Annotated in this window: 34 protein-coding genes and 1 pseudogene; 25 read left to right on the top strand and 10 right to left on the bottom strand. The window is 63.2% G+C overall.

What is annotated here, in order from left to right; genetic code table 11:
- A partial coding sequence (locus DH10_RS15545; protein WP_485020596.1) for a Y-family DNA polymerase occupies nt 1–718 on the bottom strand: 718 nt, incomplete at its 3' end.
- A 251-nt stretch (nt 719–969) separates the two neighbouring features.
- The gene (locus DH10_RS15540; RefSeq protein WP_192254312.1) at nt 970–1,350 is read right to left on the bottom strand and encodes a cupin domain-containing protein; all 381 of its coding nucleotides are present in this window, start codon (nt 1,348–1,350) and stop codon (nt 970–972) included.
- Between the two features lie 409 nt (nt 1,351–1,759).
- Between DH10_RS15540 and DH10_RS15535 the strand changes: the two genes are divergently transcribed.
- The 3 genes from DH10_RS15535 (at nt 1,760) to DH10_RS15525 (ending at nt 2,968) form a co-directional block, all read left to right on the top strand.
- Nucleotides 1,760–1,951 carry a hypothetical protein gene (locus DH10_RS15535; RefSeq protein ID WP_192254310.1) on the top strand — a complete coding sequence of 64 codons (192 nt, stop codon included), beginning with the start codon at nt 1,760–1,762 and terminating at the stop codon, nt 1,949–1,951.
- 461 nt (nt 1,952–2,412) lie between these two features.
- Nucleotides 2,413–2,652, top strand: coding sequence for a polymerase (locus DH10_RS15530; RefSeq protein WP_192254308.1), 240 nt, complete (start codon nt 2,413–2,415; stop codon nt 2,650–2,652).
- 79 nt (nt 2,653–2,731) lie between these two features.
- On the top strand, nt 2,732–2,968 hold the full coding sequence (locus DH10_RS15525; RefSeq protein WP_192254306.1) for a hypothetical protein: 237 nt from the start codon (nt 2,732–2,734) through the stop codon (nt 2,966–2,968).
- Nucleotides 2,969–3,069: 101 nt separating this feature from the next.
- Here DH10_RS15525 and DH10_RS15520 read toward each other — a convergent pair whose 3' ends face one another.
- Complete coding sequence (locus DH10_RS15520) at nt 3,070–4,287, bottom strand: pilus assembly protein TadG-related protein (protein ID WP_192254304.1); 1,218 nt, start codon at nt 4,285–4,287, stop codon at nt 3,070–3,072.
- A gap of 250 nt (nt 4,288–4,537) precedes the next feature.
- Here DH10_RS15520 and DH10_RS15515 point away from each other — a divergent pair, with 250 nt between their 5' ends.
- The 8 genes from DH10_RS15515 to DH10_RS15480 all read left to right on the top strand — a co-directional run bounded on the left by DH10_RS15515 (nt 4,538) and on the right by DH10_RS15480 (nt 11,746).
- Nucleotides 4,538–5,794 (top strand): TadE/TadG family type IV pilus assembly protein, encoded by a 1,257-nt coding sequence (locus DH10_RS15515; RefSeq protein WP_246811569.1) that lies wholly within the window; start codon nt 4,538–4,540, stop codon nt 5,792–5,794.
- Between the two features lie 4 nt (nt 5,795–5,798).
- Nucleotides 5,799–6,239: a TadE/TadG family type IV pilus assembly protein gene (locus DH10_RS15510; protein WP_192254300.1), complete on the top strand. Its 441-nt coding sequence runs from the start codon at nt 5,799–5,801 to the stop codon at nt 6,237–6,239.
- Nucleotides 6,229–6,639 carry a TadE/TadG family type IV pilus assembly protein gene (locus tag DH10_RS15505; RefSeq protein ID WP_192384941.1) on the top strand — a complete coding sequence of 137 codons (411 nt, stop codon included), beginning with the start codon at nt 6,229–6,231 and terminating at the stop codon, nt 6,637–6,639. Before DH10_RS15510 ends, DH10_RS15505 begins: the two co-directional genes overlap by 11 nt.
- Before the next feature lie 611 nt (nt 6,640–7,250).
- Nucleotides 7,251–8,045 carry a hypothetical protein gene (locus tag DH10_RS15500; protein WP_192254296.1) on the top strand — a complete coding sequence of 265 codons (795 nt, stop codon included), beginning with the start codon at nt 7,251–7,253 and terminating at the stop codon, nt 8,043–8,045.
- A gap of 237 nt (nt 8,046–8,282) precedes the next feature.
- Complete coding sequence (locus tag DH10_RS15495) at nt 8,283–9,017, top strand: class I SAM-dependent methyltransferase (RefSeq protein ID WP_192254294.1); 735 nt, start codon at nt 8,283–8,285, stop codon at nt 9,015–9,017.
- Between the two features lie 84 nt (nt 9,018–9,101).
- Nucleotides 9,102–10,640, top strand: coding sequence for a winged helix-turn-helix domain-containing tetratricopeptide repeat protein (locus tag DH10_RS15490; protein WP_192254291.1), 1,539 nt, complete (start codon nt 9,102–9,104; stop codon nt 10,638–10,640).
- Between the two features lie 166 nt (nt 10,641–10,806).
- On the top strand, nt 10,807–11,100 hold the full coding sequence (locus DH10_RS15485) for a hypothetical protein (protein ID WP_192254289.1): 294 nt from the start codon (nt 10,807–10,809) through the stop codon (nt 11,098–11,100).
- 238 nt (nt 11,101–11,338) lie between these two features.
- Complete coding sequence (locus DH10_RS15480) at nt 11,339–11,746, top strand: hypothetical protein (protein WP_192254287.1); 408 nt, start codon at nt 11,339–11,341, stop codon at nt 11,744–11,746.
- A gap of 391 nt (nt 11,747–12,137) precedes the next feature.
- On the opposite strand, the gene DH10_RS15475 is transcribed toward DH10_RS15480, so the two are convergent.
- Together DH10_RS15475 and DH10_RS15470 are read right to left on the bottom strand one after the other, a co-directional pair.
- A complete protein-coding gene (locus DH10_RS15475; RefSeq protein ID WP_246506381.1) occupies nt 12,138–12,485 on the bottom strand; it encodes a hypothetical protein in 348 nt (115 codons plus the stop codon).
- A 482-nt stretch (nt 12,486–12,967) separates the two neighbouring features.
- Nucleotides 12,968–13,753 (bottom strand): DUF1236 domain-containing protein, encoded by a 786-nt coding sequence (locus tag DH10_RS15470; RefSeq protein ID WP_192254284.1) that lies wholly within the window; start codon nt 13,751–13,753, stop codon nt 12,968–12,970.
- 210 nt (nt 13,754–13,963) lie between these two features.
- On the opposite strand from DH10_RS15470, the gene DH10_RS15465 reads away from it, so the two are divergent.
- Entirely contained in the window at nt 13,964–14,263 is a 300-nt protein-coding gene (locus DH10_RS15465) for a DUF1236 domain-containing protein (protein WP_192254283.1), read from the top strand.
- Nucleotides 14,264–14,491: 228 nt separating this feature from the next.
- Entirely contained in the window at nt 14,492–14,713 is a 222-nt protein-coding gene (locus DH10_RS15460; protein ID WP_192254281.1) for a hypothetical protein, read from the top strand.
- Nucleotides 14,714–14,798: 85 nt separating this feature from the next.
- Here DH10_RS15460 and DH10_RS15455 read toward each other — a convergent pair whose 3' ends face one another.
- Nucleotides 14,799–15,137, bottom strand: a complete 339-nt coding sequence (locus DH10_RS15455; protein WP_246811568.1) for a DUF982 domain-containing protein — start codon at nt 15,135–15,137, stop codon at nt 14,799–14,801.
- A 216-nt stretch (nt 15,138–15,353) separates the two neighbouring features.
- Between DH10_RS15455 and DH10_RS15450 the strand changes: the two genes are divergently transcribed.
- The 5 genes from DH10_RS15450 (at nt 15,354) to DH10_RS15430 (ending at nt 17,380) form a co-directional block, all read left to right on the top strand.
- Complete coding sequence (locus tag DH10_RS15450) at nt 15,354–15,653, top strand: DUF1236 domain-containing protein (RefSeq protein WP_192254277.1); 300 nt, start codon at nt 15,354–15,356, stop codon at nt 15,651–15,653.
- A gap of 75 nt (nt 15,654–15,728) precedes the next feature.
- Nucleotides 15,729–15,938 carry a hypothetical protein gene (locus tag DH10_RS15445; protein ID WP_192254275.1) on the top strand — a complete coding sequence of 70 codons (210 nt, stop codon included), beginning with the start codon at nt 15,729–15,731 and terminating at the stop codon, nt 15,936–15,938.
- A 108-nt stretch (nt 15,939–16,046) separates the two neighbouring features.
- Nucleotides 16,047–16,307, top strand: a complete 261-nt coding sequence (locus tag DH10_RS15440) for a DUF2934 domain-containing protein (protein ID WP_192254273.1) — start codon at nt 16,047–16,049, stop codon at nt 16,305–16,307.
- A gap of 360 nt (nt 16,308–16,667) precedes the next feature.
- Entirely contained in the window at nt 16,668–17,171 is a 504-nt protein-coding gene (locus tag DH10_RS36290) for a porin (protein WP_210327795.1), read from the top strand.
- 35 nt (nt 17,172–17,206) lie between these two features.
- Nucleotides 17,207–17,380: a porin gene (locus tag DH10_RS15430; RefSeq protein ID WP_246506380.1), complete on the top strand. Its 174-nt coding sequence runs from the start codon at nt 17,207–17,209 to the stop codon at nt 17,378–17,380.
- On the opposite strand, the gene DH10_RS15425 is transcribed toward DH10_RS15430, so the two are convergent.
- The gene (locus DH10_RS15425; protein WP_192254269.1) at nt 17,377–17,544 is read right to left on the bottom strand and encodes a hypothetical protein; all 168 of its coding nucleotides are present in this window, start codon (nt 17,542–17,544) and stop codon (nt 17,377–17,379) included. The genes DH10_RS15430 and DH10_RS15425 overlap by 4 nt on opposite strands.
- 1 nt (nt 17,545) lies before the next feature.
- Here DH10_RS15425 and DH10_RS15420 point away from each other — a divergent pair, with 1 nt between their 5' ends.
- On the top strand, nt 17,546–17,692 hold the full coding sequence (locus DH10_RS15420) for a hypothetical protein (RefSeq protein ID WP_192254267.1): 147 nt from the start codon (nt 17,546–17,548) through the stop codon (nt 17,690–17,692).
- A 21-nt stretch (nt 17,693–17,713) separates the two neighbouring features.
- On the opposite strand, the gene DH10_RS15415 is transcribed toward DH10_RS15420, so the two are convergent.
- Both DH10_RS15415 and DH10_RS15410 read right to left on the bottom strand, forming a co-directional pair.
- Nucleotides 17,714–17,923: a hypothetical protein gene (locus DH10_RS15415; RefSeq protein ID WP_192254265.1), complete on the bottom strand. Its 210-nt coding sequence runs from the start codon at nt 17,921–17,923 to the stop codon at nt 17,714–17,716.
- Between the two features lie 249 nt (nt 17,924–18,172).
- Complete coding sequence (locus DH10_RS15410) at nt 18,173–18,520, bottom strand: hypothetical protein (RefSeq protein ID WP_192254263.1); 348 nt, start codon at nt 18,518–18,520, stop codon at nt 18,173–18,175.
- 465 nt (nt 18,521–18,985) lie between these two features.
- Between DH10_RS15410 and DH10_RS15405 the strand changes: the two genes are divergently transcribed.
- Complete coding sequence (locus tag DH10_RS15405) at nt 18,986–19,396, top strand: hypothetical protein (RefSeq protein ID WP_192254261.1); 411 nt, start codon at nt 18,986–18,988, stop codon at nt 19,394–19,396.
- 3 nt (nt 19,397–19,399) lie between these two features.
- Here DH10_RS15405 and DH10_RS15400 read toward each other — a convergent pair whose 3' ends face one another.
- A complete protein-coding gene (locus DH10_RS15400; RefSeq protein ID WP_192254259.1) occupies nt 19,400–20,029 on the bottom strand; it encodes a LexA family protein in 630 nt (209 codons plus the stop codon).
- A gap of 119 nt (nt 20,030–20,148) precedes the next feature.
- On the opposite strand from DH10_RS15400, the gene DH10_RS15395 reads away from it, so the two are divergent.
- The 5 genes and pseudogenes from DH10_RS15395 to DH10_RS15375 form a co-directional block, all read left to right on the top strand.
- Nucleotides 20,149–20,388: a hypothetical protein gene (locus tag DH10_RS15395; protein ID WP_192254257.1), complete on the top strand. Its 240-nt coding sequence runs from the start codon at nt 20,149–20,151 to the stop codon at nt 20,386–20,388.
- A gap of 414 nt (nt 20,389–20,802) precedes the next feature.
- Entirely contained in the window at nt 20,803–21,378 is a 576-nt protein-coding gene (locus DH10_RS36970; RefSeq protein WP_246811567.1) for a hypothetical protein, read from the top strand.
- Complete coding sequence (locus DH10_RS15385) at nt 21,353–22,390, top strand: IS110 family RNA-guided transposase (RefSeq protein WP_192384940.1); 1,038 nt, start codon at nt 21,353–21,355, stop codon at nt 22,388–22,390. Before DH10_RS36970 ends, DH10_RS15385 begins: the two co-directional genes overlap by 26 nt.
- A gap of 166 nt (nt 22,391–22,556) precedes the next feature.
- Nucleotides 22,557–23,057 carry a hypothetical protein gene (locus DH10_RS15380; RefSeq protein ID WP_246811566.1) on the top strand — a complete coding sequence of 167 codons (501 nt, stop codon included), beginning with the start codon at nt 22,557–22,559 and terminating at the stop codon, nt 23,055–23,057.
- 59 nt (nt 23,058–23,116) lie between these two features.
- A pseudogene (locus tag DH10_RS15375) lies at nt 23,117–23,480 on the top strand (DUF6456 domain-containing protein); the annotation flags it as partial.

Below are 23,480 nucleotides of genomic sequence, written 5' to 3'. Positions count from 1 at the left end.
TCTCCAGCCGGCGCGGGTCGCGGTTCCAGGCAAGGGCCGCCAGCTTCTGGCCGGCGGCATGGCCGATCAGCCGCTCCAGCGCGCCGCTATGCGTGCGCGCCAATTGCCCGATGGTCTCGACGCCGATCTCGGCGAGCCGCGCTTTGGTTGCCGGGCCAACGCCCCACATCAGTGACACCGGCAAATCGTGCAGGAATTGAAGCTCGGTGCCGGGCTCGACCACCACCAGCCCGTCGGGCTTGGCCACCTGCGAGGCGATCTTGGCGAGATGCTTCGTCCGCGCCACGCCGATCGAGATCGGCAGGCCAAGCTCGGCCTTCACGCGGCTGCGGATTCTTCCGGCAATCTCCTCCGGCGAGCCGAACAGGTGCGTGCAGCCGGCGACATCGGCAAAAGCCTCGTCGATCGAGATGCGCTCGACCAGCGGCGTGAAATCGTCGAGCACCTTGATCGCGGCGTCGCCAAGACGCTGGTATTCGCCGAAGCGCCCGCCGACGAAGATCAACTGCGGACAGAGCTCGCGCGCCTTGCGGCCGGGCATGCCGCCGCGCACGCCAAAGACCTTCGCTTCATAGGAGGCGGCGAGCACCACGCCGCCGCCGACCGCGATCGGCTTGCCGCGCAGCGACGGGTCGAGCAACTGCTCGACCGAGGCGTAGAAGGCGTCGAGATCGGCATGCAGGATGGTGGCGGCTGAAGCGGCGTTCGTGGCGGGCATCGCGCGCGCTCCCCATCTCCGGCCCGATACCGCGCCGCAGCATTAGTAAAGACTTTTGTAAGAGGTGTTTACCAGAACATAAAGAGAACAAAACCGGTCTCTTGTCAAGCCGTCGCGCCGGACAGGAGAACGTTTGCAACCTCGTGCAACCGGTAAGCTTGGAGCAGGTTGTATGCGACGCCGAAACTGGCAATCTCCCCACAAATGGGGAGATTACGCGCTCAGGCGCTCCGCCAATCGCCAACCGTCAGCTATGCCGGTTTGGCGTATTGCTCGGCGCTGAGCACCTCGATGCACTGGAACGGCTGATTGCCTTCCACCCAGGCGTCATGGCCGGGCGGGATGGTGTAGGACGTGCCGGCCTCGAAGGTCTTCTGCGTCCCATCGTTCATGCGCACGGTGATCGTCCCGGACACGACATAGCCGACATGCGAGACCTGGCAGCTGTCGGTCTTGACCACCGGCTTCACGCATTCGGACCATCTCCAGCCCGGCTCCATGTTGAGCCGCCCGAGCGTGTAGCCCGGCAGCCGCACGATTTCGACGCGGGTCTTGGCGGGCGAGCGGACCTCGTCGGGATCGTTGTGCGACTTGGATTCGAATTTGGTGACGTTCATTGGCGCTTCGGCCATGGCATCCTCCCATTTCCAAGCGGAGCCCGACGCTGCGATCGTCGGTGACCGCTGCCGGTTTTATATGTCTTTCAATGAGCGATTGCTAATGTAATTGCCGGGTGCAGCGGGAAATCGATTTTGTCGCGTGAGCTGTATTGCAAGCACGTTCTGCCGGTGATTTGCTGTTTCTTGCGCGGGCACTACGGTGACTGAGTGGCCACCCAATTTCTCGCCCCACTGGGGACAATCGCATGAACCCTCGGCAGGTGAATTGCGCCAATGGCGTCGCCGCAAGGCCAAGCCCCATCCACGACAATTCGTCTCGAATTCCGCTTGCGGGGGCGCTTCCGCCGCACCGGTCGAAACCGCCATAGGCGAGGCGCAAGCGGGGCGGGCAAGAAGACCAGAAAAACCAGGGAGGAAGTCGATGCTCAATCAAGCCATGCCATTGGATCCGCGTCCGCCGGCCGTCACCGCCCGCCGCACCCCGCTGGCGCTCCGTCAGTGTTGCGACAGCTATGTCTGTCCGGTCTGCGACCAGATTGTCGAACTGACGGATTTCCGGCAGGTCGTCTGGCATCAGAGGCCGGGGCATAAGCCGATGGAAATGGACGGCTAAGCGGAGCCCCGTCCGCCAGCAAAAAAGCCCGCGCCTTTCGGCGCGGGCAGTTGCTGGAGTAGCCGTTTGATCAACGCGTTCCCGGCCAACTGGTTGCGCCCGGCCGAAGCGATCGGGTGCCGCCGGCGGACGAGGGCCGGGAGTGGATATTCGGCATTCGGGCTAGGGTCCAGGCACCGGTGGGACTGAAGTCTCACCTTGCAACGCAGAGGCCCGACCGGCCGGATTTCTGGAAACAAGTGCGCCGGCAATTCATTGCTTCACAGGCCGTCGAGCAAAGTCCCTTCATCGGCGGTTGACAAGGGAGGGCCCGCCATCTCCTGCGATGTGGCGGGCACCTCTATTCCAGGAAAAGGGCGCAGCGGTTTTCCGTCCGGAATTGCGACAAAGACAAGAAACAGAGCGGTTCTGCATTCCTGCGAAGGGTGAAGCTTAAGGGTGAACCGCTCGGGGAGATATCCATGCAGCCCGGCGAATTTATCGCGAACCTATTCGCCTTCTTCCTCCTGGCAGGATTGATCGCCGGCGTCTTCCTCGTCTTCGGCAGGCCGCTCTGGCCGGAACGCCGGGCCGAGATGGTGGTCCCATTCACGGTCGATGCGATCACGACCGGCTCCGTGCGCGGCACCTGCTTCGAGCCTTGCCTGCCGCTCCGCTTCGATCTCAAACGCGCGCCGCCCAGGCCGTCGTCGAAATCGTGACCGCAACGACTCCAAGCGGAACCCGGCCGCCCGTCACGCCGTTGACTCCCGCGAAGGGATGCTGTGGGCGGAGGCCGCCATGGACAGCTTCGAACTCATCGATCTTCTCTGCGTCGTTGATGCCTGCGCGAGCGACCGCGCGGCCGGGCGCCTCATCTCGATGTCGAGAGCCGTCGAGGAACTGCGTGTCTTGACCGGCGACTTCGTCTCGTCGGACGAAGCCGCGGCGAATGCCTTGAGCCAAGTGGCGCTAGAGCGCGGCTGCACGGTGCTCTTCGACGAACAGCCGGGCGCCGATATCGTCGGCGAGCTGTGATCTCCCTCCGAGGGGAGGCGTCGCCGAAGGCGGCAGAGGGGGTCGCCTCTAAGTGAGACAACCCCTCTGGCCGTCTCCCCTCAATGGGGAGAGTGGCGCCCTCACTTCACCAGGGTGATCATCCTGCCGGCATACATCTCGCGATTGCCGAGCTCGGCCGAGCAATCCGACTTCACCGCTGAGTTTCCCGTCATTTCCACGGTTTTGCCGACCAGCCGCAGGCAACTGCCTTGCGCATTCATGTCGGAGTTGCCGGCATAGGAGATGGGCGCGTCGGGGGCGTAGATGAAGCCGCTCACCACCGAGCCGGATCCGCCGTTGAGCGTCAGCGCTTGTGTGTTGCCGTGGGCCTGGAAGATGGTGATGCCGGCATAGGGACCGGTGGTCGGCGGCGAGAGGTTCACCTGTTCATTGGCGTTGATGTAGAGCTGCGAGCCTTCCATCAGGAAGATCGTCACGCCATGGCCGGTGAGGCTGCCATTGCCGCCGGGCTTTATGGTGACGTTGCGCAGGATGTAGGTGCCCGGATTGAGCGTGATCTTTCCCGACCATGTCTTGTCGCAATAGGTGCCCTGCGAGAGCGTGATCGTCTTGCCGTTGGGCATCGACTGGCAGAGCCCGTAGGCGGGCGGGGTGACGTTGGCCAGCGGATCGAAGGACGCGTACTGGTTGGTGAGCGGCGCGCCGCAGGAAAGCGTGGCGTTCGGCGGCGTGATCCCCGAGGTCGAGCCGACCGTCGAGACGCAACCGGCGCTGACTATCGCCGAGCCGCCCCGATTGACGGCGTCGGCTGCGTCCGAGTTGGCGGCGATCACGCAGCCGTTCATCGCGACATTGGTCGAGCCCTGCAGATTGACGGCGGAGCCCACATGCGGATCGAGCGCCAGCACGCACGCCTGCGCCCCGGGCTTGACCTCGACGGAGGCGGAGCGGATCGCTTGCCAGGCGGGCGCGCCGCTGACGAAAGCCGGGCGGCTGATGCTGGACGACAGAGAAATGGTGTAGGCGCTGGGATCGCCGCTGCCCGTTGCCTGGAAGGCCGCGAGGCTGCCCGAATATTCACCGGCGTCGGCGGCGCTCATATTGGCGGCGAAGAAAGTCAGGCCGAGCTGCCGCACGTCGCCGGCCGACATGTTCGGCTGGTATTTCGTGCCCACCGCGAGTCCTGCCGCGTCCAGCGAGTTCTGCAGTTGCGCGGCGTCGTCGCTTGTGCCCACCACGTCGACGGCGCCGGCCACGACGAGCATCAGCGGCACCATGGCGATCGCGGTCGCCAGCGCGAAATTGCCGCGCTTCGAAGCCCAGAACCGTCCAATCATGGCAGCACCCCTCGCCGGATATGGGAGAGCGATACGCCATCCTGTCTCTACGGGAGATTTCCGAAAAAGATAAAATGCAGGAAATGCTAAAATATCAGTATTCTCTATTGGTTATACCTTAGTCTGATGCCAATTGGGACCTAAGTCCGAGAGACTGCGACGTAAGGTGGCAAATACGCCCTCAGGGGTCCAAAAGCCGCAAGTCGAGGAAAAAAATTAGCCATTCGTTTATCGGCGGGTGCTGAACGTGATGGCTGGGATATCTTGGGCGCGCTGGGCCATGGCCTCATTCGGTCGAATTTTCAGACACTTCGTCTCCCGTCGCCTGCGAAGCGGCGAGAGCGGCAATGTCGCCATCATCTTCGCACTCACCTTGCCCATTGTCGTCGGCGGGGCGGGGCTCGGCGTCGAGACCTCCTACTGGTACTATTCGAGCCTGAAGCTGCAGGCGACGGCCGACGGCGCCGCCTATGCCGGCGCGCTGGAGAAGATCGCGGGATCCGACACCGCGGCGATCACGACGGCCGCCACCCAGTCGGCGACCGATAACGGGCTGGGTACTGGCACCATCGTCGTCCACACGCCGCCCACCTCGGGACCGAACACGGCCAACAAGGCGGTCGAGGTGATCCTCAACCAGAACCTGGATCGGATGTTCACCTCCATCTTCAGTCAGAGCAAAGTGCCGGAACAGGCGAGGGCGGTGGCGCTGATCACCGATGGCGCCTATAGCTGCATGGACGCGCTCAATCCGTCGGCCTCGCAGGCGGCGCTTTTCTCCGGCAGCACCAGCGTCAAGCTGACCGGCTGCGTCATCGCGTCGAATTCGATCGCCGACGATGCCATCAAGGTGCAGGGCTCGGCGTCGCTCAAAGCCGACTGCCTGGTTTCGGTCGGTGGCATGGTGCTGAACAATCCAGTCACCACAGTCTGTAAGTCTCCGATTACCAAGTCCTTCCCTGTGGCCGATCCGTTCTCCAGCCTGCCGGCGCCCGCCGTCAGCAACCCGTGCCAGAACGGCAACAAGACGACGCTGAGTCCCGGGACTTACTGCAGCAACCTTAGCCTCAGCGGCAACGTAACGCTTTCTCCCGGCGTGTATGTCCTCCAGGGCAATCTCAAGATAAACGCCAATGCGGTCATCTCGGGCACCGGCGTGACCATCTTCATGGCAGGCAGCACGACCGTCAGCATGAACGGCAATGCCACCGTCACGCTCAGCGCGCCGACGTCCGGCACCTATTCCGGCATGCTGTTTTATGGCGACAGGACGGGGACCTCAGCGCAGAGCACCTTCAACGGCACCGCGACCTCCTTGCTGACCGGCGCGATCTACTTCCCAAGGCAGCAGGTCAACTATCTCGGCAATTTCTCGGGCGTCAACGGCTGCACGCAGGTCGTTGCCGACACCATCCAGTGGTCGGGCAATTCCACCATCAACCAGGACTGCACGAGCCTCGGGATGAAGAACCTCCCGGCGGCCCCGTCGATTGCGATCGTCGAGTAGCAGTATGGGGCCGCAGGCAATCCGCTTCCGCAAGAACCGCTCCGGCGCTGCCGCGGTGGAATTCGCGCTGGTCTTGCCAGTGCTGTGCGCTGCGCTCTTCGGCATCGCTGATGGCTGGTCATATGTCACCAGCTCAATGGCGATGCGGGCGGGCGTGAAGACGGCGGCGAATCTGCTGCTGGCCGGCGCCACCGACGACAGCGCCATCCAGGCCGCGGCGGTAGCGAGTTGGGAAAAGAAACCGGACGATGCGGCGGTCGCCGTTACCCGCAGCTACAAGTGCGGAACGACCGTGGTCACGTCGACCACCATCTGCGCCGGACCGAAGTTGCCCTCGGTCTTCGTCCAGATCCAGGCGTCGGGCACCTGGGTCCCGCCTTTCACCTTCGGCCCCTTTCCAAAGGACACCGCGCTCGGTCATCAGCAGGTGATCCGTGTCCGCTAAACGGAGAGCCAGGGCGTTTGGCGGCAATGCCTCCGGCGGAGCCGCGATTGAATTCGCGCTGATCGTGCCTTTTCTGATCATGCTCCTGTTCGGCATCTTTGCCTTCGGCTGGTCGATGAACAACGAGTCCAGTGTGCGCTACGCGCTGGAGACCTCCGCGCGCTCCCTGCAACTCGACAACACGATGACCCAGGCCCAGATCCAGGCGATCGCGACAAAGAGGCTGCAGGCGCTCGGCCTGCAGAACGTCAACGTCACGATCACCACCGATCCGCCGAGCGGCGGCTTCAAAATGGCGCATGTCAACGCCGGCTACGCCTTTGTCATCGAGTTCCCCTATTTCAGCGATTTCGCGATCAACTACTCCACCACCGTCAACGTGCCGCTGATCAGCAGCTAGAGCAATTCCAGGAAAAGTGTGAAGCGGTTTTCCGTTCGGAATTGCCAGGACAAAGAGCAATTCCAGGAAAAGTGTGAAGCGGTTTTCCGTTCGGAATTGCCAGGACAAAGAGCAATTCCAGGAAAAGTGTGAAGCGGTATTCCGTTCGGAATTGCGTAAGACAAAGAGCAATTCCAGGAAATATATATAAAAGTATATAACGGCGTTCGTCCGGGATTGCATGAAAACAAACCGTTTTCGCGCTCGCCCGCCCTGATGCCAGCGGCTCTCGTGTCCGATGCCCAAACCCGGCTGCGTTTTTGCGAAAACCGATGCATAAACAAGGACCTGGCCTGCTTTGACCGACACAGGCCGCATGGCGTTGGGCCCATGGTCCGATGGGACGTGGGCCTTCATTGTTCCGGAGGGCGTACCCGTGCTTGGTCCTTTTATTTATGAAATTATTTCAATGGGTTAAGATAGAATCTTAGCTGGCGTCGGTACTGTTTCCCCGGTTTGCTCCCTCGTCGCGACGGTATTTGTCTAAAAGTTACTCCAAGCCATTAGGGAATTCTCATAAGACGCAGCCTAGCGGTTGGGCAGTGGTGGCGATTCACCTGCGGAGAAACACGATGACAATCCGAAAGACACTCTTAGCGTCACTGGCCATTCTGGCGCTCGCGGCTGCTCCGGCGCTTGCCAAGGACGGCGGCAATGGCGGAGGCCACGGCAATGGCGGCAGCCATGGCGGCGGCAACGGCAATGGCGGCGGTAACGGAAACGGCAATGGCGGTGGCAAGGGCAACAGCAGCGCCTCGCATGGCAAGGCATCGGCTCCGGGTCAGCTGGCGAAGTCGCAGGACGATACGACCGACGACATCACGGATGACACGGCCACGGCCGCGACGCCGAAGGAAAAGAACATCCATGCCAAGCTCGGCCGGCTGAACTCGCTGCAGCGCAACATCAACGCCTACATGAACTCCAAGAGCAAGAAGTTCGCCGGCATCCAGGCCTATGTGACGCAGGCGGCCGCAGCCCAGAACGCGCAGGCCAAGCTCGACGCGGCAAACGCCCAGCTGGCCGCGGACCAGGCCACGCTCGCCGACCTCACTACGCAGCTCGCCGACCTCAATGCGACTGACACAACCGGCTTCACGACCGAACAGCAGGCGGCTCTCGACGCGCAGATCGCCGACGTTCAGTCGCAGATCGACGCCCAGAACACGGCGATCACCGCTGACACCCAGGCGGTCACGGATGCCCAGAATGCGGTTACCAATACGCCTGCCCCCGATGACGCGTCGCTCGACGCCGCCCTGCAAGACATGGCCAACAAGCCGGTCGATCAGGAGGTGACGGACTGGGCCAAGGGCGTGCTGGCCGACAAGATCGACCAGGCCGCCGCGGCGACGTCCACGCCGTAAGGCGATCGCGACCGACCAGAGGGTGAACTGCCATGCCGCCGGGCCTCCGCCCGGCGGCATTTTTGTTGGGGATTGGCGAAAGCCGGCGTGACATCGATCTCCGCCACTTGGGGGAGATTGGCAGCTTCGCCGAAGGCGCCATTCGCCGCCTCACGCCGATTTCAGCCGAATTTCAGCCGGGCATCATGTCGGCAGGCGGGGCTTCGGGCAGCATGCCCGAAAGGGAAGGAACACATCATGGCGGACATGCAAGGCGCGCAGCATTGGAACGAGAACAATTCCCGCAGCTTTCTCGACTACGGGCGCTACTTCGTTCCCGAACGCGAACGCCAGATCGACATGATCGCTGACCTTATCCCCGCCGTGCCGGGCGGCCTGCTGGTCGAGCTCTGCTCCGGCGAGGGCATGCTCAGCCGCGCACTGCTGGAGCGATTTCCGGACAGCCGGATGCTTGCGCTCGACGGTTCGCAGCGAATGCGCGAGCAGACGCAGAAAACCTGCTGCGATCATGCCAGCCGCCTGACCACCGCCGCCTTCGAGCTGGCGGATCGCGACTGGCGACGCTTTTCCGAGCCGCCGCGTGCGATCGTCTCCTCGCTTGCCATCCACCATCTCGACGGCCGGCAGAAGCAGATCCTGTTTGCCGACCTTGCGGAGGCGCTCAGCCCGGGCGGCTTGCTGGTGGTGGCCGACATCGTACGGCCGCCGAGCGCATGCGCTCTCGCCATCGCCGCGCGGCAGTGGGACGAGGCTGTGCGTTCGCGCTCGCTCGCGATCGACGGCGACTTGGCGGCCTTCGCCGAGTTCAACCGCCTCGGCTGGAACTATTTCCGCAATCCCGACGGTGAGCCGATCGACAAGCCGTCCTCGCTGGCCGAGCAGCTTGCCTGGCTGTCCGAAGCCGGTTTCGCCGCGGTCGACTGCATCTGGCTCTTCGCCGGCCACGCAATCTTCAGCGGACGAAAGCCTTGATGCCGCGGGACAGTCATGATGTCGTCTGGCGAGCGACGATATTGATCGACCGCTAGTTGGTTTAATGTCTCCTCGAGGGGCGACATGACGACGTTCGAATTCTCCGGCCACCGGCTCGATCTGCACAGGGGCAGGCTGCAGAGGGGCGGGCACGACGTCGACCTGCGCGCCAAGTCGCTCTCGCTACTCGTCTACCTCCTGGAAAATGCCGGCCGCGTCATCGGCAAGGACGAGTTGGTCAATGCGGTCTGGCCGAACATCGCCGTTTCCGACGATTCGCTTACCCAATGCATGAAGGACATCCGCAAGGCGCTCGGCACCGAGGCCGATGGCCTGATCCGCACCGTGCTGCGGCGGGGCTATGTGATCGACGAGGAGCGCGTGCGCCGCCTCGAGGATCGGGTCGCGACCGGGAGCGGGGAGGGCAGCGCCGACGACAGGCCGTCGATCGCGGTGCTGCCCTTTGAGAACCTCAGCGGCGACCCGGCGCAGGACTATTTCGCCGACGGCATGGTCGACGAGATCACCACGGCGCTGTCGCGCATGCGCTGGCTGTTCGTCATCGCCCGCAATTCGAGCTTCGCCTACAAGGGCGAGGCCGACGGCGTGAAACGGGCCGGAGCCGAACTCGATGTGCGCTACGTGCTGACCGGCAGCGTCCGCAAGGCCGGCGATCACATCCGCCTCACCGGACAGCTCATCGACTCCGCTTCCGGCAAGACGATCTGGGCCGACCGCTACGACGGCACCATGGCCGATGTGTTCGACCTGCAGGACCGGCTTGCGGAGAGTGTCGTCGGCGCCATCCAGCCGTCCATCCTGTCGGCCGAGATCGAGCGTTCGCGGCGCAAGCGGCCGGAAAGCCTCGCCGCCTACGACTACGTGCTGCGCGCCTTTCCGCTCACCTGGTCGCTCGAGCGCGCGCAGAACGAGGAGGCCGGCACGCTGCTTGAACGTGCGATCGCGATCGAGCCGGATTATCCGCTGGCGCTTTCGCTGCTGGCCTGGTGCCATCTGCAGCGCGCGGGCTACCGCTGGACCGAAACGCCGGCCGCTTCCCGGGAGGAGGGCCTGCGCCTGGCGCAGAAGGGCGCGGCGCTCTCCGGCGACGACCCGATGGTGCTTGCCGTGCTCGGCGCGGCGCATTCCTTTGCCCGCGACTACGATGTCGCCGACATATATCTGGCGCGGGCGCGCGCGCTCGATCCGAATTCCGCCTGGGCCTGGCTGCGCAGCGCCTGGCTGGATGTCTATCGCGAGCGGCCCGAGGCGGCGATCGAGAAGTTCGAGCATTTCGAACGGCTGAGCCCGCGCGACCCGATGGGCTACATGGCCGAGATCGGCATCGGCGCCGCGCATTTCGTCGCCGCGCGCTATGACGAGGCGGTGGCGCTGACGCAGCGCGGCCTTAGCCAGCAGCCGGGCGCCTGGTGGGGACTGCGCCTGCTGGTCACGGCGCTGGTTCATGCCGGTCGCAAGGACGAGGCACGGCACGCTTGCCGCAGGCTCATGGAAACCTACCCGGGCCTCACCATTGCCAGGGTTGGCGACGCCTCGCCCTTCGACGCGGGCACGAGCGAACGCATCGCCGCCGGCCTGCGCGAGGCCGGCCTGCCGGACTGACCTTGATCCGGAACCAGATCCGGTGCGGGGCTTGCGCCGGTGCCCGCCTGCCGATTTCGTCGCAATTTCCCCCGACTTTCGCCTCGGCCTCACGATCTCCAGCCGGCCGCCGACTACGCTCATCCTTGCTGTCGCTCAAGGACAGTTCGAGGACGGAGACAACACCATGACCACGCTGGTTCCCTTCATCGGCCTCGCAGCCGATCGCCCGTCGCATGCTTCTCCCTCGCGGCCTTTCCGGCTGCTCGCCGCCGTGACGTCGGCCCTGCTGTGGCTGCCGCGCTTCTGGAGAGCACGCAGCGACCTCGCAGCCCTCGCCGCCATGAGCGAATGCGAGCGTCGCGATGTCGGCGTCACCGCCTTCGACATCGAAAATATGCTGGCGCTGCCGGTCGACCGCGACCCCACCGAGGTGCTCGCGCGCGTCGTGGACGATCGCCGTCACCGCCGCGAATCCTGAGCGCGGGGCGCCCCGCCAGGCAGCAGCGTTGGAGATTGGCGAAAGCCTGCGCGACATCCGATCTCCCCCCATGTGGGGAGATGTCCGGCAGGACAGAGGGGGGCGCTGTCCCGCCGACGTTGAATGGTTCATCCACATCAAAACCCACCTTCGCCCCCGGTGCGTCATAGCTAATATGCTTTGCCGTGTGTAGACTTGGCTGGTTAGGGGTTTCACAGGGCATTGGGAGGACAACAAAATGCCACGGGTTTCGGAACTTTTCTTCAAGACAGCCATCGTCTTTCTCGTCCTGGGCGTAGCCGCCGGGCTGCAGATGGCGATTTCGGGCGATCACGGCGCCTTTCCGGCGCATGCCCACATCAATCTTCTCGGCTGGGTCACCAGCGCGATCTTCGGCGGTTACTATGCGCTCAATCCTGCCAAGGCTGAGCGCCGCATCGCCATGATCCATTACGGCCTTTACACGGTCGGCATCGTGATCATGCTGCCGGCGCTCTACTGGATGCTGGCGGGAGGCCATCCGGAGGTCGAGCCGGTCGTGGCGATCGGCTCGCTGATCGTCGCCGCCGCGGTGCTGATCTTTGCCTTCATCGTCTTCTCGTCTTCGGAGACGGTACGCTCCGCTACGGTCGCCCCAGCGCGCTGAGCCTCGATGGCCACAGCCGGGCGGTCACGCGCCGCCCGGCCGTTGCCACTGCCGCTGGCGGAGAAGCCACGAACCTCGTCCGGATCGGCTCGGGCCGGCTGGGATTGGCTGTCCGACATTTACCTCGTCAGGAACGGCACCAGCTTGCCACACGCGCCGAACGCGTCACGGCACCCATGCGGCAAGCTACTCCCGCCTTCGTCCTTATGAATGCGTTCCGGTTGCATTAGCCGGAGCGTATATTTCTAGCCAGCCGGTGCGCCCACGTAGCGAAGTCCCCGTAACGGTCCCCGCCGGTTAGGCCCAGTAACTCTCAATCCCCAAAAACTGAGGGAACCGGGCCGCTTCCGGGGAATGTTGGAGAGCTGGGTGCCCTGCGAATGCTGAGCTGCTAGGGCAGCAGCGTCGGGAACAGCCGCGAGATCAGCGCGTGGATGATACCGTCGCGCTCGAAGGGACTGGGCAGCTCGGCTGGCGTTGATGCGGTGCCGGCCTTGGCCTCGTCCTTCACGCGGGTCTCACCGTGCACGAGCCACAGCACGGCCACGAAGTAACCTGCCTGCAGCACCACGCCCGCCATGAATGTCCAGCCCAGCGCCGCCCAGACCGATCCCGTGGACGCATAGGTCCACCCGAGGATCACCGCCAGCGTTGCCGTCATTCCCACAAGAAACTGCGGAAAATACATTTGCCCAACCGAGCGCCGCGACCGCATGCGGTCATCGACGATCTCGCCCATTGCTCTACCCATCTTGACCCTTGCACCTTTTCCGGCGGAATCGCAAGACTTCAGGGAGCCTCCGTGCCATAGGCCTTAAGGCCGACGCCTTGAGGGACCTGGGATCGGCGACCTCTGTCTCAGGAACCAAGCCGAGGCCGATCCGTTCCCTTTCGTCACAATGATCAGGAGAAGCTAATGGACCGCAGCGTCTATGAGGCGCGGTGGCTTCTTGCGCCTGTTTTCGGCCTTTGCATCGTCTTCGCGGCTGCCGGAATCCTGCTCGGCTAAAGCCTGTCCCCAACCATCGCGCAATCCCGCACGACCGCCGAGAACGTCCCTTCATCGGCGGGAGGCCAAACCCCGCTGCTTTCTTGCTAAGGCGGCGGGGTTTGGATTTTATGGAGCCTGTTCCAAGCATTTGCGAATTCCGCGCCGGGAAAAAAACGACCCGCCAAGCCTTGCGGCGCGGCGGGCCTCCTCCTGTCGCGATGCTGTCCGCATCAAGCCTCGAGGATCGCGACGATCGTGTAAGTGTCCGGATCGACGATGACGATGCGTCCATCGGCCAGCACAAAATACTCGTAGGATTCATAGGCCGGGACGATCTTGACGATGCGGGCCGGCACTCGATGCAGGCGGATCTTGTGCCGCGGGATCTCGACGCCGACCGAGATGTCGAAGTCGACGCTCGCGACCGGCTGGACGTGGGTCTCGTGGATGATCTGCGTGATCTGCGTCTTCTGCTCGACCGTCACATTGGTGATCGAGGCCGTCTTGTTCTGATCAGTCTGCACGTTGGTGCCCTGAGCGTTCTGCTCGGTGGTTGTACCGGTCTTGCCCTGGGCGTTCTGCTCGGTCTGCATCTTGGTGCTGCCCTGGGCCTGCTTCTTCTTCTTCAGCGTGGTGCTGTCCTGAGCATTCTGCTCGGTGGTGGCACCGGTCTTGCCCTGAGCGTTCTGCTCGGTCTGCATCTTGGTCGTGCCTTGGGCATTCTGCTCAGTGCTGGTGCCGGCCTTGCCCTGGGCCTGCTGCTTCTTCTTCTTCAGCTGCGTATTGTCCTGGGCATTTTGCTCGGTGGTGGCGCCGGCCTTGCCCTGAGCATTCTGCTCGGTCTGCGACTTCATCTTGCCCTGGGCCTGCTCGCCCGCCTTGCCGCCCTTCTGGCAGTCGGCCTGGCCGGCGGCACAATTGTCGCCGCCGCTCGGCTGCGCGGACTCGGTCTGCGCCATTGCGGCGCCGCAACCGACGCCGAGCGCGATCATGCTCGTAATCAGAAGATGTTTCATCCGATTTCTCCTCGGAAAGTCGGTCCCTTCGCTGGTTAAACCCTGCTTGGAAGGCATTGTTCCGAGATTGTTTTGCGGGAACGCCGGCGGGGTCTTTGCGACGAGAGCGCTCCGATTTTTGTAGGAACAAGCCTTGGCTAACCGCGTTAGCCGAATCGCTGTGGAAATCGCAGGCGCAGCAGAGGCGATTGACCACAAAAGGAGACGACCATGAAAATGCACATCACCACAGCCGCCGCGGCCCTTCTGCTTTTGGCCGGCGCTGGCGCCGTGGCCGCGCAGGACGTTGTCATCGAGCCTGAGCAGGAAACCGTCATCAAGGAATATGTGCACAAGCAGCCGTTGGCCTCGGTGAAGGTCCCCGGCATCGAGCTCAGCATCGGCAGCGCCCTTCCCGACACGGTCGAGCTGCACGAAGTGCCGAACGTCAAATACCGCTATGTGGTCATCGATAACCAGACTGTGATCGTCGACCCCGGCACCCGCAAGATCGTGAAGGTGCTGCAGTAAGTGGCCGGTAGGCGGCCAGCGAGCCGAAATGGCCCGTCGCCCTCCGCGGGCGGTGGGCCATTTACCCAGTATTATTTTGTTACCATACGCTAACGGAACCTTCCGCCCACGCCCGAGTTTCGCGCTCTGGGTCCGCTCTGTCTCATAGACAACACAAACCACTGGCAGGGTGCAGATTCGGGCGGCGGCGAAACAGGCATGGGCTGGGGGCGAGGAGGACTAGTCAACATGTCGAAACGAGAAATCGGAACATCCCGCTCGCTCGGGATGCGCGTCGCCGATCTGCGAGCCAGGATGGAGGACGCCCGGATCACCGAACATGAGATAAAAACCTTCCAGAAGGTCGCGGCCATCATGGGGGGCGGCGAGGGCTCCCTACGCATCGATGCGGACGACCTGATCGCCGCATCTTTCCTCACCGAGTCGTTCAGCGAAGCTTCGCCGAACTGACAACGATTTTCCTCGTCATCCGACGTCGATCGGCTGCCGTCCGCAATGGGCGGCAGTGCGCGGCGTTGCGCGTGCGCAGCGCGCTTTAATGGCGCGCCTCGCTCTCGCGCCTTGCCCTGACTCGCCTGATCTTGGCTTCGCGCAGCGCCGTCACCGGATCGATGCCGGTCCACAAGATGCCGGCCTTCTCCGCGAAGGAGAGGAAGGCCCGCCGCGCTTCCTCGAGTTTCATCTCTCCGGTCCGCGCTGCCTCACAAGCCTGCACCGCCGCGCAATAGCAGTCGCCGCGCATCGTCTCCGGCCATTCCTTGAGGAAATTCTGCATCGCCGCCAGTGAAGCGATCTCGCGCTTGAATCCCGCCCCGACGGCGATCGCCACCGGGCGGCGAAGGGGCATGTCGCTTCTGACAAGACCTTCAGTCATAGCGGGGCCTCGGATTGTCAAATCGTTCGATGCAAACAATGCAAAGCCGCGCACGACGGTTCCCGTCGATGCTGTGCGCGGGATCGATTGGCGCCTTCTGACGGAACAAGGGTGTTGCGCAGGCGTTTGTTCCGAGAGCTCCTATTTTCGATACGCCGATGTTTCCGCTCTTTGCGGAGGCAATGCGGAGCTCGCCAACGCAACAGGAGATTTATGATGAAAACCACCCTTATTCCTGCTGTCGCCGGCCTAGCTCTGGTCGCCGGCATCGGCTTCGCGGCTGCGGACGAAGTGATCGTCACCCCGGAGCAGCAGACCGTCGTCAAGGAGTATGTCCACAAGCATCCGATCGCCTCGGTCAATGTTCTGGGGCTGGAGCTTGGCGTCGGTTCTACCGTACCTGATACGGTAGAACTGCAGACGGTGCCAGACGTTCAGTACAGATACACTGTCGTCAACGACCACACGGTTCTGGTCGACCCTGGCACACGCAGAGTGATACAGGTTATCGAGTAACCTTGTGCTTCCGAGCCCCCGATCCTCCCGCCATGCCGGCGGGGGGATGCCGGCTCCTAGAAAGGAGTCGCAGCCATGCACCACCCCCATGTCGAATCACCTGACATCGCCAAGAACGTCGACAAGCTTCTGGCCGAACATTGCACCGGCCTGCTGTCGATGAAGGATGCGATCGCCATTCTGCGCGAGCGCACCGGGACCGAGCGCTCCGATGCCGATTTGGCCGGATTGATCACAAAAAAGGCAGCACATCTGGGCGTCGCCGTTATCGCCGTCGAGCACTGAAGAAGTCGCTGCCGAGGTTCAGGTCCTCATGCGACGATGCGCAAGACGCCACCGGAAAATTCGGCTAATGTTTCCGTCGGGGAACGTCCCCAGCTAAAGGAGGCGACAGTGACGGACGACAGGCAGGAACGCATTCGCCGGCGGGCGCATGAGATCTGGGAACAGGCAGGCCGGCCGGAAGGCGCGCATATGGAGCATTGGGAACAGGCGACCGCCGAGATCGACGGCGCTGCGAAGCCGAAGGCCAAGCCCGCGCCGAAAAAGGCGACCGCCGCCAAGGCCGTCAAGCCAAAGGCGGCGAAGGCAGAAAAGCCCGCCAAGGCCCCGGCCAAGGCAAAGGCTCCCGCCAAGCCGAACGCCAAGGCCTGATTTCCGACGGCGAGCGTCGCCGGTCCGTCTCCATGACTGGGTGAACGAGGGCGCGGGAAGCCGCGCCCGAAAGGTTTTGGCGCGCATGGATACGCTGGAACTTTCGCCGCCGAAGGTACAGGCGAACAATATTAGGTTAATCTAAAATTAGATCTCCTTTATAAATAGGCTTAGCCTGATCGCGGGTTGCTGAACAGATCGAGCAATCCACTGTGACCCTGCGGCAACAGCCGCGCTTTCATTCGAAATACTCCCAGTAAAAGTCAGGTATTGAGCCCGGAACATCCGTTGACTCGGTTCGCGCCCCTAGTGGCGATTTTGGCGCGAGGGTTTTCTCAATCCAACTTCGGGGGTCAGGGTATGCGGGGCATCCACCGTCTTATTTCATGTGCGTTTCTGGCCGCAGCCAGCGGCTTTTCGGCGTCGGCGCTGGCTGCGCCGCCGGTCGAGTACGTCAGGGTGTGCTCGCTCTATGGCGCGCAGTATTATTACAGCCTTGGCACCGACACCTGCATCAATGCCAATACCGGCGAGACGCGCCGCGCGACCGCGGACGGCGTGGTTGTGGGCAAGACCGCGCTGGCGAGCAAGGTCGACGACATCGACGCCCGAGTCCAGCGCGCCTTCGAGGGCGCCTCGGTGGCCTCGGCGCTGACTAGCCCGGATCTGGTGCAGGGCGAGCATTTCGGCGTGCGCGTCAACTGGGGCAATGCCGGCCAGTCCAACGCCATGGGCGTGACCGGCGCGGCCGTTCTGGGCGAGGGCCTCTTCTCCGGCGGCAATGGACGGCTGGCCGGCGCTGCCGGCGTCGCCTTCTCCGGCAAGACCGTCGGCGGCAACGCCGGCCTGCAGCTCACCTGGTAAGAGCGGCCGGGGGGCAACCATGGTCAGATATTTCCTTGCGCCGGCGATCCTCGGCGCAGCAAACGCTCCTCGCGGCGCCATCTCAGGCCGCGGTCGAATATGTCAAGGTCTGTGCCGCCTATGGGGCCAATTGCTATTACAGCCCTGGCACCGACACCTGCATCAACGCCCAGACCGGCGAGACGAAGCGGAAAGTCGACGACGGCTAAGGCGGGACCACCACCGTCACCGGCAAGACAGCACTCGCCAGCCAGGTCGACGACATCGACAACCGCGTCACGCGCGCCTTCGAGAACGCCTCGATCTCGGCCGCCCTTGCAGCGCCCGACCTCGTCCAGGGCGAGCATTTCGGGCTGCGCGTCAACTGGGGCAATATGGGTGACGCCAATGCCTTCGGCATCACCGGTGCCGCAGTGCTGAGCGAAGGCTTCGCCCATGGCGGCCGGCTGACCGGCACGCTCGGCATCGCTTTCTCCGGCAATGTCGTCGGCGGCAATGCCGGGCTGCAGTTCAGCTGGTAGGAGAGGCGCGTAGCTGAACCGCTAGCGCGGGACTTGCTTCTTGGCGTATTGCGCGACCGCGCAGAGGAAGGCGAGCGCTGCGGTATCGCAGGCAGCCCGCGACGGCGACGGACCCTTGGCAAAAAGCACTGCGTCCGCGACCGGGATCGTCAGGCCATGCTTCCTGGCAAATGAGGTGACTTCGTAAGGCTGATTGTCGGGTTGTATGCCGATGTCGATTTGCTGGTCCATCAAACGAGTTCCTCCCTGGTACGCGACTATGTCCTCCTTCGCCCGGAGAGAATTAAACTACCGGCAATTCGACCCCGTCCACCAATTGGCAATTGTGTGAAACGATGCATTTTTTGAGGTGGAGAGCCAAGGGTTGCAGTGGGTGCTTCTCCGCACTCGGAGGGGCGGCAACTGTCTTCGCCGCGTTCCTTTCGCGCCTCCTCTGTGCTGCCGGCGTTCGCTTTTATCTCCGCGCGCAGGAGAGGTAGTTCACTCCCAGGCATCGCTCGACTTTGCAAACCTCACGCCCGCAGCAATCATCGCGCACTCGCAGTCGCTGATCAGCCTGAGGTTCCTCGAATACCGCGCCACTGTTTCCGGCAGCCAGGCCGCGCAGGCCTCGACATAGGCGCGGCCGTGTACCAGCGTGCCGGTCGACAGGCGTTCGTCCTTTTCGGCGATTACTTTCAGATATTGCCGGATGAAGCGGATGTCGTCGGCGATGTCCTGGCTGGCCATGCGCCATGCGCCGGCCAGGCGCTCGCGCTCGGCGAACGGCAATGGCGACAGCATCGGACGGGAGAGATCGGCGAAAGCGACATGGTTCGCGGTGTTCAAGCAAGTCCCCTCAACGAAGGGATGCATCGTACTTAATGTACGAAAAGCGGTCAAGCATGATTCGTACAATTTGAACGATAGGACTGCGAGCGGTTATAAGAGGATCGCGAAAATCTTGTAACGCGGCCATCTCCCCTGAGAAGGGGAGATGCGCGGCTGGCCCCTTTCGGATTTCGTGACCTATTTCACGAAAGGTTATTTGGCAGGAGCCAAGAACACTTGACCTGCTCTAGCATCATCCAAATATGACCTGATGCGATTTGGGGCGAGTGCTGGGGCAGGCTTCTGAAATGGAAATGACGCTGAGTGACGGGTTTCTCGCTTCATACTCATGTGGCGAGCGACTCTGGGTTTCCTATCTGATGACCGTTATTTTCCTCGGAACGTTCGTCGCGATAGCCATTGTCGTCATAGAGCTGATGGCTCAAAGGAAAAGCCGATCTTTACGCCTATGCACATTATAGCTTGCGCTCCGAGAACGCCGCCGTCTTTCTCGACCCCAAGGCCAAGACCATGGCCATAACGTTGCTTGTATTTGTTGCAGCAAGCGTTCTTTTGATCTCCTTCGTCGTGCCGCTTTCCCGTTCAAGAACGCGGCTGTTCGCCACTGCGACGTCGATTGTCGAAACCGGTTGCCAAGCCCTCACGCCCTATCGGGAGGTTCTGGACCGCAACTTTGTGGAATTTCGCTATCGGTTCAGCCGAGGCAAAAGCGACGTCGACGAGCTTCAGATCAACCAGAAGGGCAAACGATCATTTGGCATCGGGCTGCGCGGCAATCCCTACCTCAAAAACCTCTTCGTGTTGGCGCCCGAGGCGATGGACCAGTACTTCGACCAGTTGAAAGCCGAAGGCAAAGCGCTCCCCCAACTGTAGCGCTCACATATCGATCATCGACCTTTTCACCCGCCCGATGATGGTGATCGCGCCTTCCAGCTCCGGCGGCGGGATGTCGAGATAGGAGGCCGGCTGGAAGGGCGGGGTGTCGTTCGGGCGGTAGCGCTTGTAGGTGGCGCGGCCGGTCTCGTCGGCGATCACGTAGCAGCCATTGGTCACCAGCCGCTTGTCGCGCAGGTTGACGAAGATGATCGAATCCGGCGGCGAGATCTTGTTCATCGACGGCCCGTCGACGCGCAGCGCAATCCACTCGCCTTCCTCGAGGTCGGCGGTCGGAATGGTCGGATAGTCGGAAAGGTTGACGACGCTGTCCTGGCTGCCGAGTTCGCCGGCGCTGATCCAGGACACGATCGGCACGTCGATGGTGACGGGCAAGGGGGCGAGGTGCGCGGGGCCGGCCTCGGCGCCGTCGCCATTGAACAACAGCCAGCCGGGATCGACGCCGAACAGCCGGCCGTATTTCTCCGCCGCCTTGCGCGACAGCGGCCGGTTGCCGTTCTCGTGGCTGATGAGGGTGTTCTTGTTGATGTCGCGCAGCGCCCGCGCCGCATCGCTGGGCGAGGCATAGCCTGCCTGGGCGCGCGCCTGCTGCAATCTGTGCCGAGAATCCATGATCGTACAAAATGCCTGAAAATTATCGTCCAAAGTGTACGATTTCGCTTGCCTGTCGTTCGTACATAACGTACGCTTAGCGCATGAATGAACATCCCGCAAGCATTTCCGTATTGCCCATGAGCGTCGTGAGTCTGCCCACGACCATCTCGGGACTTGTCGACCGCTGGCAGAGCATCGGCGCCTTCGCTGCCGGTGTCGGCTGCGGCTACGAGGCCGCCCGCCAGATGCGCCGTCGCGGCCGCATTGCGCCGCAGCGCTGGCCGCATGTCGTTGCGGCGAGCCGCGGGCTGGGCATTGCCGGTGTCGGCCACGAATGGCTGGCCGGTCCCTGTGCATCGCTGGGGGAGGCGGCATGAACCCGCGTCCCTCGACTTTTGAATTCCAATCGTCCGGACCGTCGTCCTCCCCAGTCCGCGCATTCCGGGGCTTTTGCCCCGGATCTGGCTGAACCGCCCGCACCCCGGTTCACCGGAACGGCCGGAGCCGCTCCTCCCTCCGCTCCGGCCCCCAATTCAGGCGGTATCTCCTGCATCCGCACCGAGGACGGCACCGTCATCCTGTTCGACCGCGCGTCGGGCCAGGCGGTGTCGGGGCTGACGCGGGCCGCCGCCGAGGCGGCCCTTCTTCGACTGCTTGGTGCGGCGCCCGGCGCCGCCTGACTTCAACCCTTTCCCAGACCTCAAGATGCGGCCTCGCGGCCGAACGCTGGCGCTTGGCTTCAAGCCGAGCGCTTCGCAACCCCAAGCCTTTCGCAACGGATGGAATGAGACATGCCCGCCGCCTACACTGAAAAGGAAATCGACGTGATTGCAGCCTGGCTGAAGGAGGGGCTTTCGGCCTCGCGTATCGCCGGCCGCTTCAGCGCGCTGTGCGGCAGCCCGGTCTCGCGCAATGCCATCATTGGCATCGTCCACCGCAATGCGGGTCTCCGCGCGATCGGCTTCGCCAACCCCAAAGGCGGCCGCGCCGGCGGCCGGCCGAGGAAGAACACGGCACGGCCGGATCGACCAGGCCGGCGGGGCAGGGCGGCGGCTGGAGGCGTCACGCTCTGCGAGCCGGCGGCGCTTTCCAGACATGCCGAACTGGCGGAGAGCGCCAGCGCGGAAACTGCCAATCTCCCCCCAAATGGGGGAGATGCCCGGTCCACCCTCCGCAGCAGCGCAGCTGCTGCGGAGGACGGGAAGGCCAGAGGGGGGCGTTGTCCCGCCGACATATCCGCATATGGAGCCAAAGCAGATGAGGTGGATGGCTCCCGCTCCCGGCATCACAGTGCCACAGTGGGTTTGCTGTCAGGCAACCCGAGCAAAGGAGCCATCCGCCATGCAGATTACCACCGTGGGCCTTGATCTGGCCAAGCGCATTTTTCAAGTTCACGCCGTCGACGCGTCTGGAGACGTTGTTCTGCGCAAGGCACTGCGCCGATCGCAAGTTCTGCCGTTCTTCACCAAGTTGCCGCCCTGCCTGATCGGCATGGAGGCGTGCGGCACATCGCATCATTGGGCTCGAGAGTTGACGGAGGTCGGTCATGAAGTCCGCCTGATGCCACCGTCCTACGTGAAGCCCTATGTGAAGCGCGGAAAGAATGATGCGGTGGACGCGGAAGCGATTTGCGAGGCGGTAACACGCCCGACCATGCGTTTCGTCGTGATGAAGTCAGCCGAGCAGCAAGCGGCCCTATCGCTTCACCGCACCCGTAATCTTCTGGTCAAGCAACGTACGCAGCTGGTGAATATGATCCGCGGCCTGTTGGCCGAGTTCGGTATCGATATTCCCGAAGGTTTGGAGCGGGCGCTTAAGCTGGCGCGCCAGATAGCCGCGAAGAAATCCACATTGGACGTACCGGCAATGGCACTGCAGATTCTGTGTCTCCTGTGCGAGCAGGTGCTCGACACCCATGCCCGGCTCCAGACCATTGACCGGTCGATCCTTGCCCAGCAAAGAACGAATGAAGTGGCACGGCGTCTATCGACCATACCTGGCATTGGCCCGATCGGTGCCACTGCGTTGGCGGCCTCGGTTGCTGATCCGGGTCAGTTCCGCTCGGGTCGAGAGTTTGCCGCCTGGCTCGGGCTGACACCTTCGCAAAACTCGAGCGGCGGAAAGGACCGTCTCGGGCACATCACCAAGATGGGCGACCGGTACCTGAGAAAGCTCCTGGTGATCGGCGCGACCTCTCTGGTCCGACGGGCAAGGCATAAGCCCGAGGCTGCGGATCCGCGCCTCCTGGCGTTGCTCGCCAGGAAGCCAGCGCGCGTGGCGAGCGTAGCGATGGCAAACAAGATGGCCCGCGTGGTGTGGGCTATCATGACGCGCGGCGAAACCTATCAAGCGCGTCATGCTCCGAACCTTGCAGCGTAAGTTGCGCAGAAGACGAGACACTGAAGCAGAAATCAGATCGAGCCGATCAATCGGCTCCATGAGGTTGTAAGAGCGACGCGATGTGATGGCGAGACCGGTCAGGCCGGGAACAGGGATAACCCATGCGATGTCGGAGGCATCATAGCCTGCAAAGCAGATTGGGACCTTGTTCGCCGACCCCATCAGGGCCAGCAGCTTCAAACGGCTGCATGAAACAGGCCGGACAGAAGACTGCACCCGACCAATGCGCCAGAACAACGAATTACCTCTTGCATCGCGGGAGCCATCCACAGAGGACGTCGCCGGCCCGCATACCTCCCCCAAACGCAAAAAACCCAAAGCGAGAAAACCCGCCCGTACGCTGCCGCCGGCCTGGCTGACACCCGGCAACCGCGAAAAATCCGAAGCCCAGCTCTACAAACTGCCGGCGCCGCCGCCTCCGGTAGCGCCCGGCCGACAGCCGCATGTCGCGGCCATGCGCTTTCTCGATTGCCTGTTCGGCCGCTGCCGCGCGCCGATTGACCTCGCGTTGCGCGAGGATGCCGAGGACGACCCGCTCGGCGCGCGCCCAGGACCGGACATGCTCTGCTGCGGCCTGCGTACGCCCGGCACGCGCTCATACTGTGCGCACCATCATGCCAGGTTTCACGGACACCGGGGAATGTGATCGGAGTGCGATCACCGGAACGCCAGCCTCTCCAATTGCCCACAATCCAAGGAACACCCATGCCCCGCAAGCCCTCCAGAAAACCCCAGCTGCCGAAACTTCCCAAGGGCGAGGCCGAGCAGGTGCGCATCCGCCGCGAGATCGGCCATGATTTTGCGCTGAAGCAGGACCGCTTCGGCCGCCAGCGCCTCACCAATGGCACTGCGGAGGCGCGCCGCGTCTACGAGGTCTCGAATGGCGGCTACACCTCCACCGGCGGCATCGTGCGCCTGCGCAATGTCGATCCGCTGGTGGGCATCACCTCGCTCACCCGCCAGCAGCGCGAGGCAGGCGGGCGTTTTCGCGACGATTTCGAGCGCGCCGCCCGCGAGGGCCTGCAGCCGCAATCCTGGAGCGAGCGCGTCGACGGCGGCAGGGTGGGCG

This window comes from Mesorhizobium silamurunense, assembly GCF_014843825.1.
Taxonomy (GTDB): Bacteria; Pseudomonadota; Alphaproteobacteria; order Rhizobiales; family Rhizobiaceae; genus Mesorhizobium; species Mesorhizobium silamurunense.
This window is presented reverse-complemented; position numbering and strand designations above follow the sequence as displayed.

Coding starts and splice junctions, on each gene's coding strand:
- DH10_RS15540 (WP_192254312.1), bottom strand. CDS start 1,350: ATGGCCGAAGCGCCAATGAACGTCACCAAATTCGAATCCAAGTCGCAC.
- DH10_RS15535 (WP_192254310.1), top strand. CDS start 1,760: ATGCTCAATCAAGCCATGCCATTGGATCCGCGTCCGCCGGCCGTCACC.
- DH10_RS15530 (WP_192254308.1), top strand. CDS start 2,413: ATGCAGCCCGGCGAATTTATCGCGAACCTATTCGCCTTCTTCCTCCTG.
- DH10_RS15525 (WP_192254306.1), top strand. CDS start 2,732: ATGGACAGCTTCGAACTCATCGATCTTCTCTGCGTCGTTGATGCCTGC.
- DH10_RS15520 (WP_192254304.1), bottom strand. CDS start 4,287: ATGATTGGACGGTTCTGGGCTTCGAAGCGCGGCAATTTCGCGCTGGCG.
- DH10_RS15515 (WP_246811569.1), top strand. CDS start 4,538: ATGGCTGGGATATCTTGGGCGCGCTGGGCCATGGCCTCATTCGGTCGA.
- DH10_RS15510 (WP_192254300.1), top strand. CDS start 5,799: ATGGGGCCGCAGGCAATCCGCTTCCGCAAGAACCGCTCCGGCGCTGCC.
- DH10_RS15500 (WP_192254296.1), top strand. CDS start 7,251: ATGACAATCCGAAAGACACTCTTAGCGTCACTGGCCATTCTGGCGCTC.
- DH10_RS15495 (WP_192254294.1), top strand. CDS start 8,283: ATGGCGGACATGCAAGGCGCGCAGCATTGGAACGAGAACAATTCCCGC.
- DH10_RS15490 (WP_192254291.1), top strand. CDS start 9,102: ATGACGACGTTCGAATTCTCCGGCCACCGGCTCGATCTGCACAGGGGC.
- DH10_RS15485 (WP_192254289.1), top strand. CDS start 10,807: ATGACCACGCTGGTTCCCTTCATCGGCCTCGCAGCCGATCGCCCGTCG.
- DH10_RS15480 (WP_192254287.1), top strand. CDS start 11,339: ATGCCACGGGTTTCGGAACTTTTCTTCAAGACAGCCATCGTCTTTCTC.
- DH10_RS15475 (WP_246506381.1), bottom strand. CDS start 12,485: ATGGGCGAGATCGTCGATGACCGCATGCGGTCGCGGCGCTCGGTTGGG.
- DH10_RS15470 (WP_192254284.1), bottom strand. CDS start 13,753: ATGAAACATCTTCTGATTACGAGCATGATCGCGCTCGGCGTCGGTTGC.
- DH10_RS15465 (WP_192254283.1), top strand. CDS start 13,964: ATGAAAATGCACATCACCACAGCCGCCGCGGCCCTTCTGCTTTTGGCC.
- DH10_RS15460 (WP_192254281.1), top strand. CDS start 14,492: ATGTCGAAACGAGAAATCGGAACATCCCGCTCGCTCGGGATGCGCGTC.
- DH10_RS15455 (WP_246811568.1), bottom strand. CDS start 15,137: ATGACTGAAGGTCTTGTCAGAAGCGACATGCCCCTTCGCCGCCCGGTG.
- DH10_RS15450 (WP_192254277.1), top strand. CDS start 15,354: ATGAAAACCACCCTTATTCCTGCTGTCGCCGGCCTAGCTCTGGTCGCC.
- DH10_RS15445 (WP_192254275.1), top strand. CDS start 15,729: ATGCACCACCCCCATGTCGAATCACCTGACATCGCCAAGAACGTCGAC.
- DH10_RS36290 (WP_210327795.1), top strand. CDS start 16,668: ATGCGGGGCATCCACCGTCTTATTTCATGTGCGTTTCTGGCCGCAGCC.
- DH10_RS15420 (WP_192254267.1), top strand. CDS start 17,546: ATGGGTGACGCCAATGCCTTCGGCATCACCGGTGCCGCAGTGCTGAGC.
- DH10_RS15415 (WP_192254265.1), bottom strand. CDS start 17,923: ATGGACCAGCAAATCGACATCGGCATACAACCCGACAATCAGCCTTAC.
- DH10_RS15400 (WP_192254259.1), bottom strand. CDS start 20,029: ATGGATTCTCGGCACAGATTGCAGCAGGCGCGCGCCCAGGCAGGCTAT.
- DH10_RS15395 (WP_192254257.1), top strand. CDS start 20,149: ATGAGCGTCGTGAGTCTGCCCACGACCATCTCGGGACTTGTCGACCGC.
- DH10_RS36970 (WP_246811567.1), top strand. CDS start 20,803: ATGCCCGCCGCCTACACTGAAAAGGAAATCGACGTGATTGCAGCCTGG.
- DH10_RS15385 (WP_192384940.1), top strand. CDS start 21,353: ATGCAGATTACCACCGTGGGCCTTGATCTGGCCAAGCGCATTTTTCAA.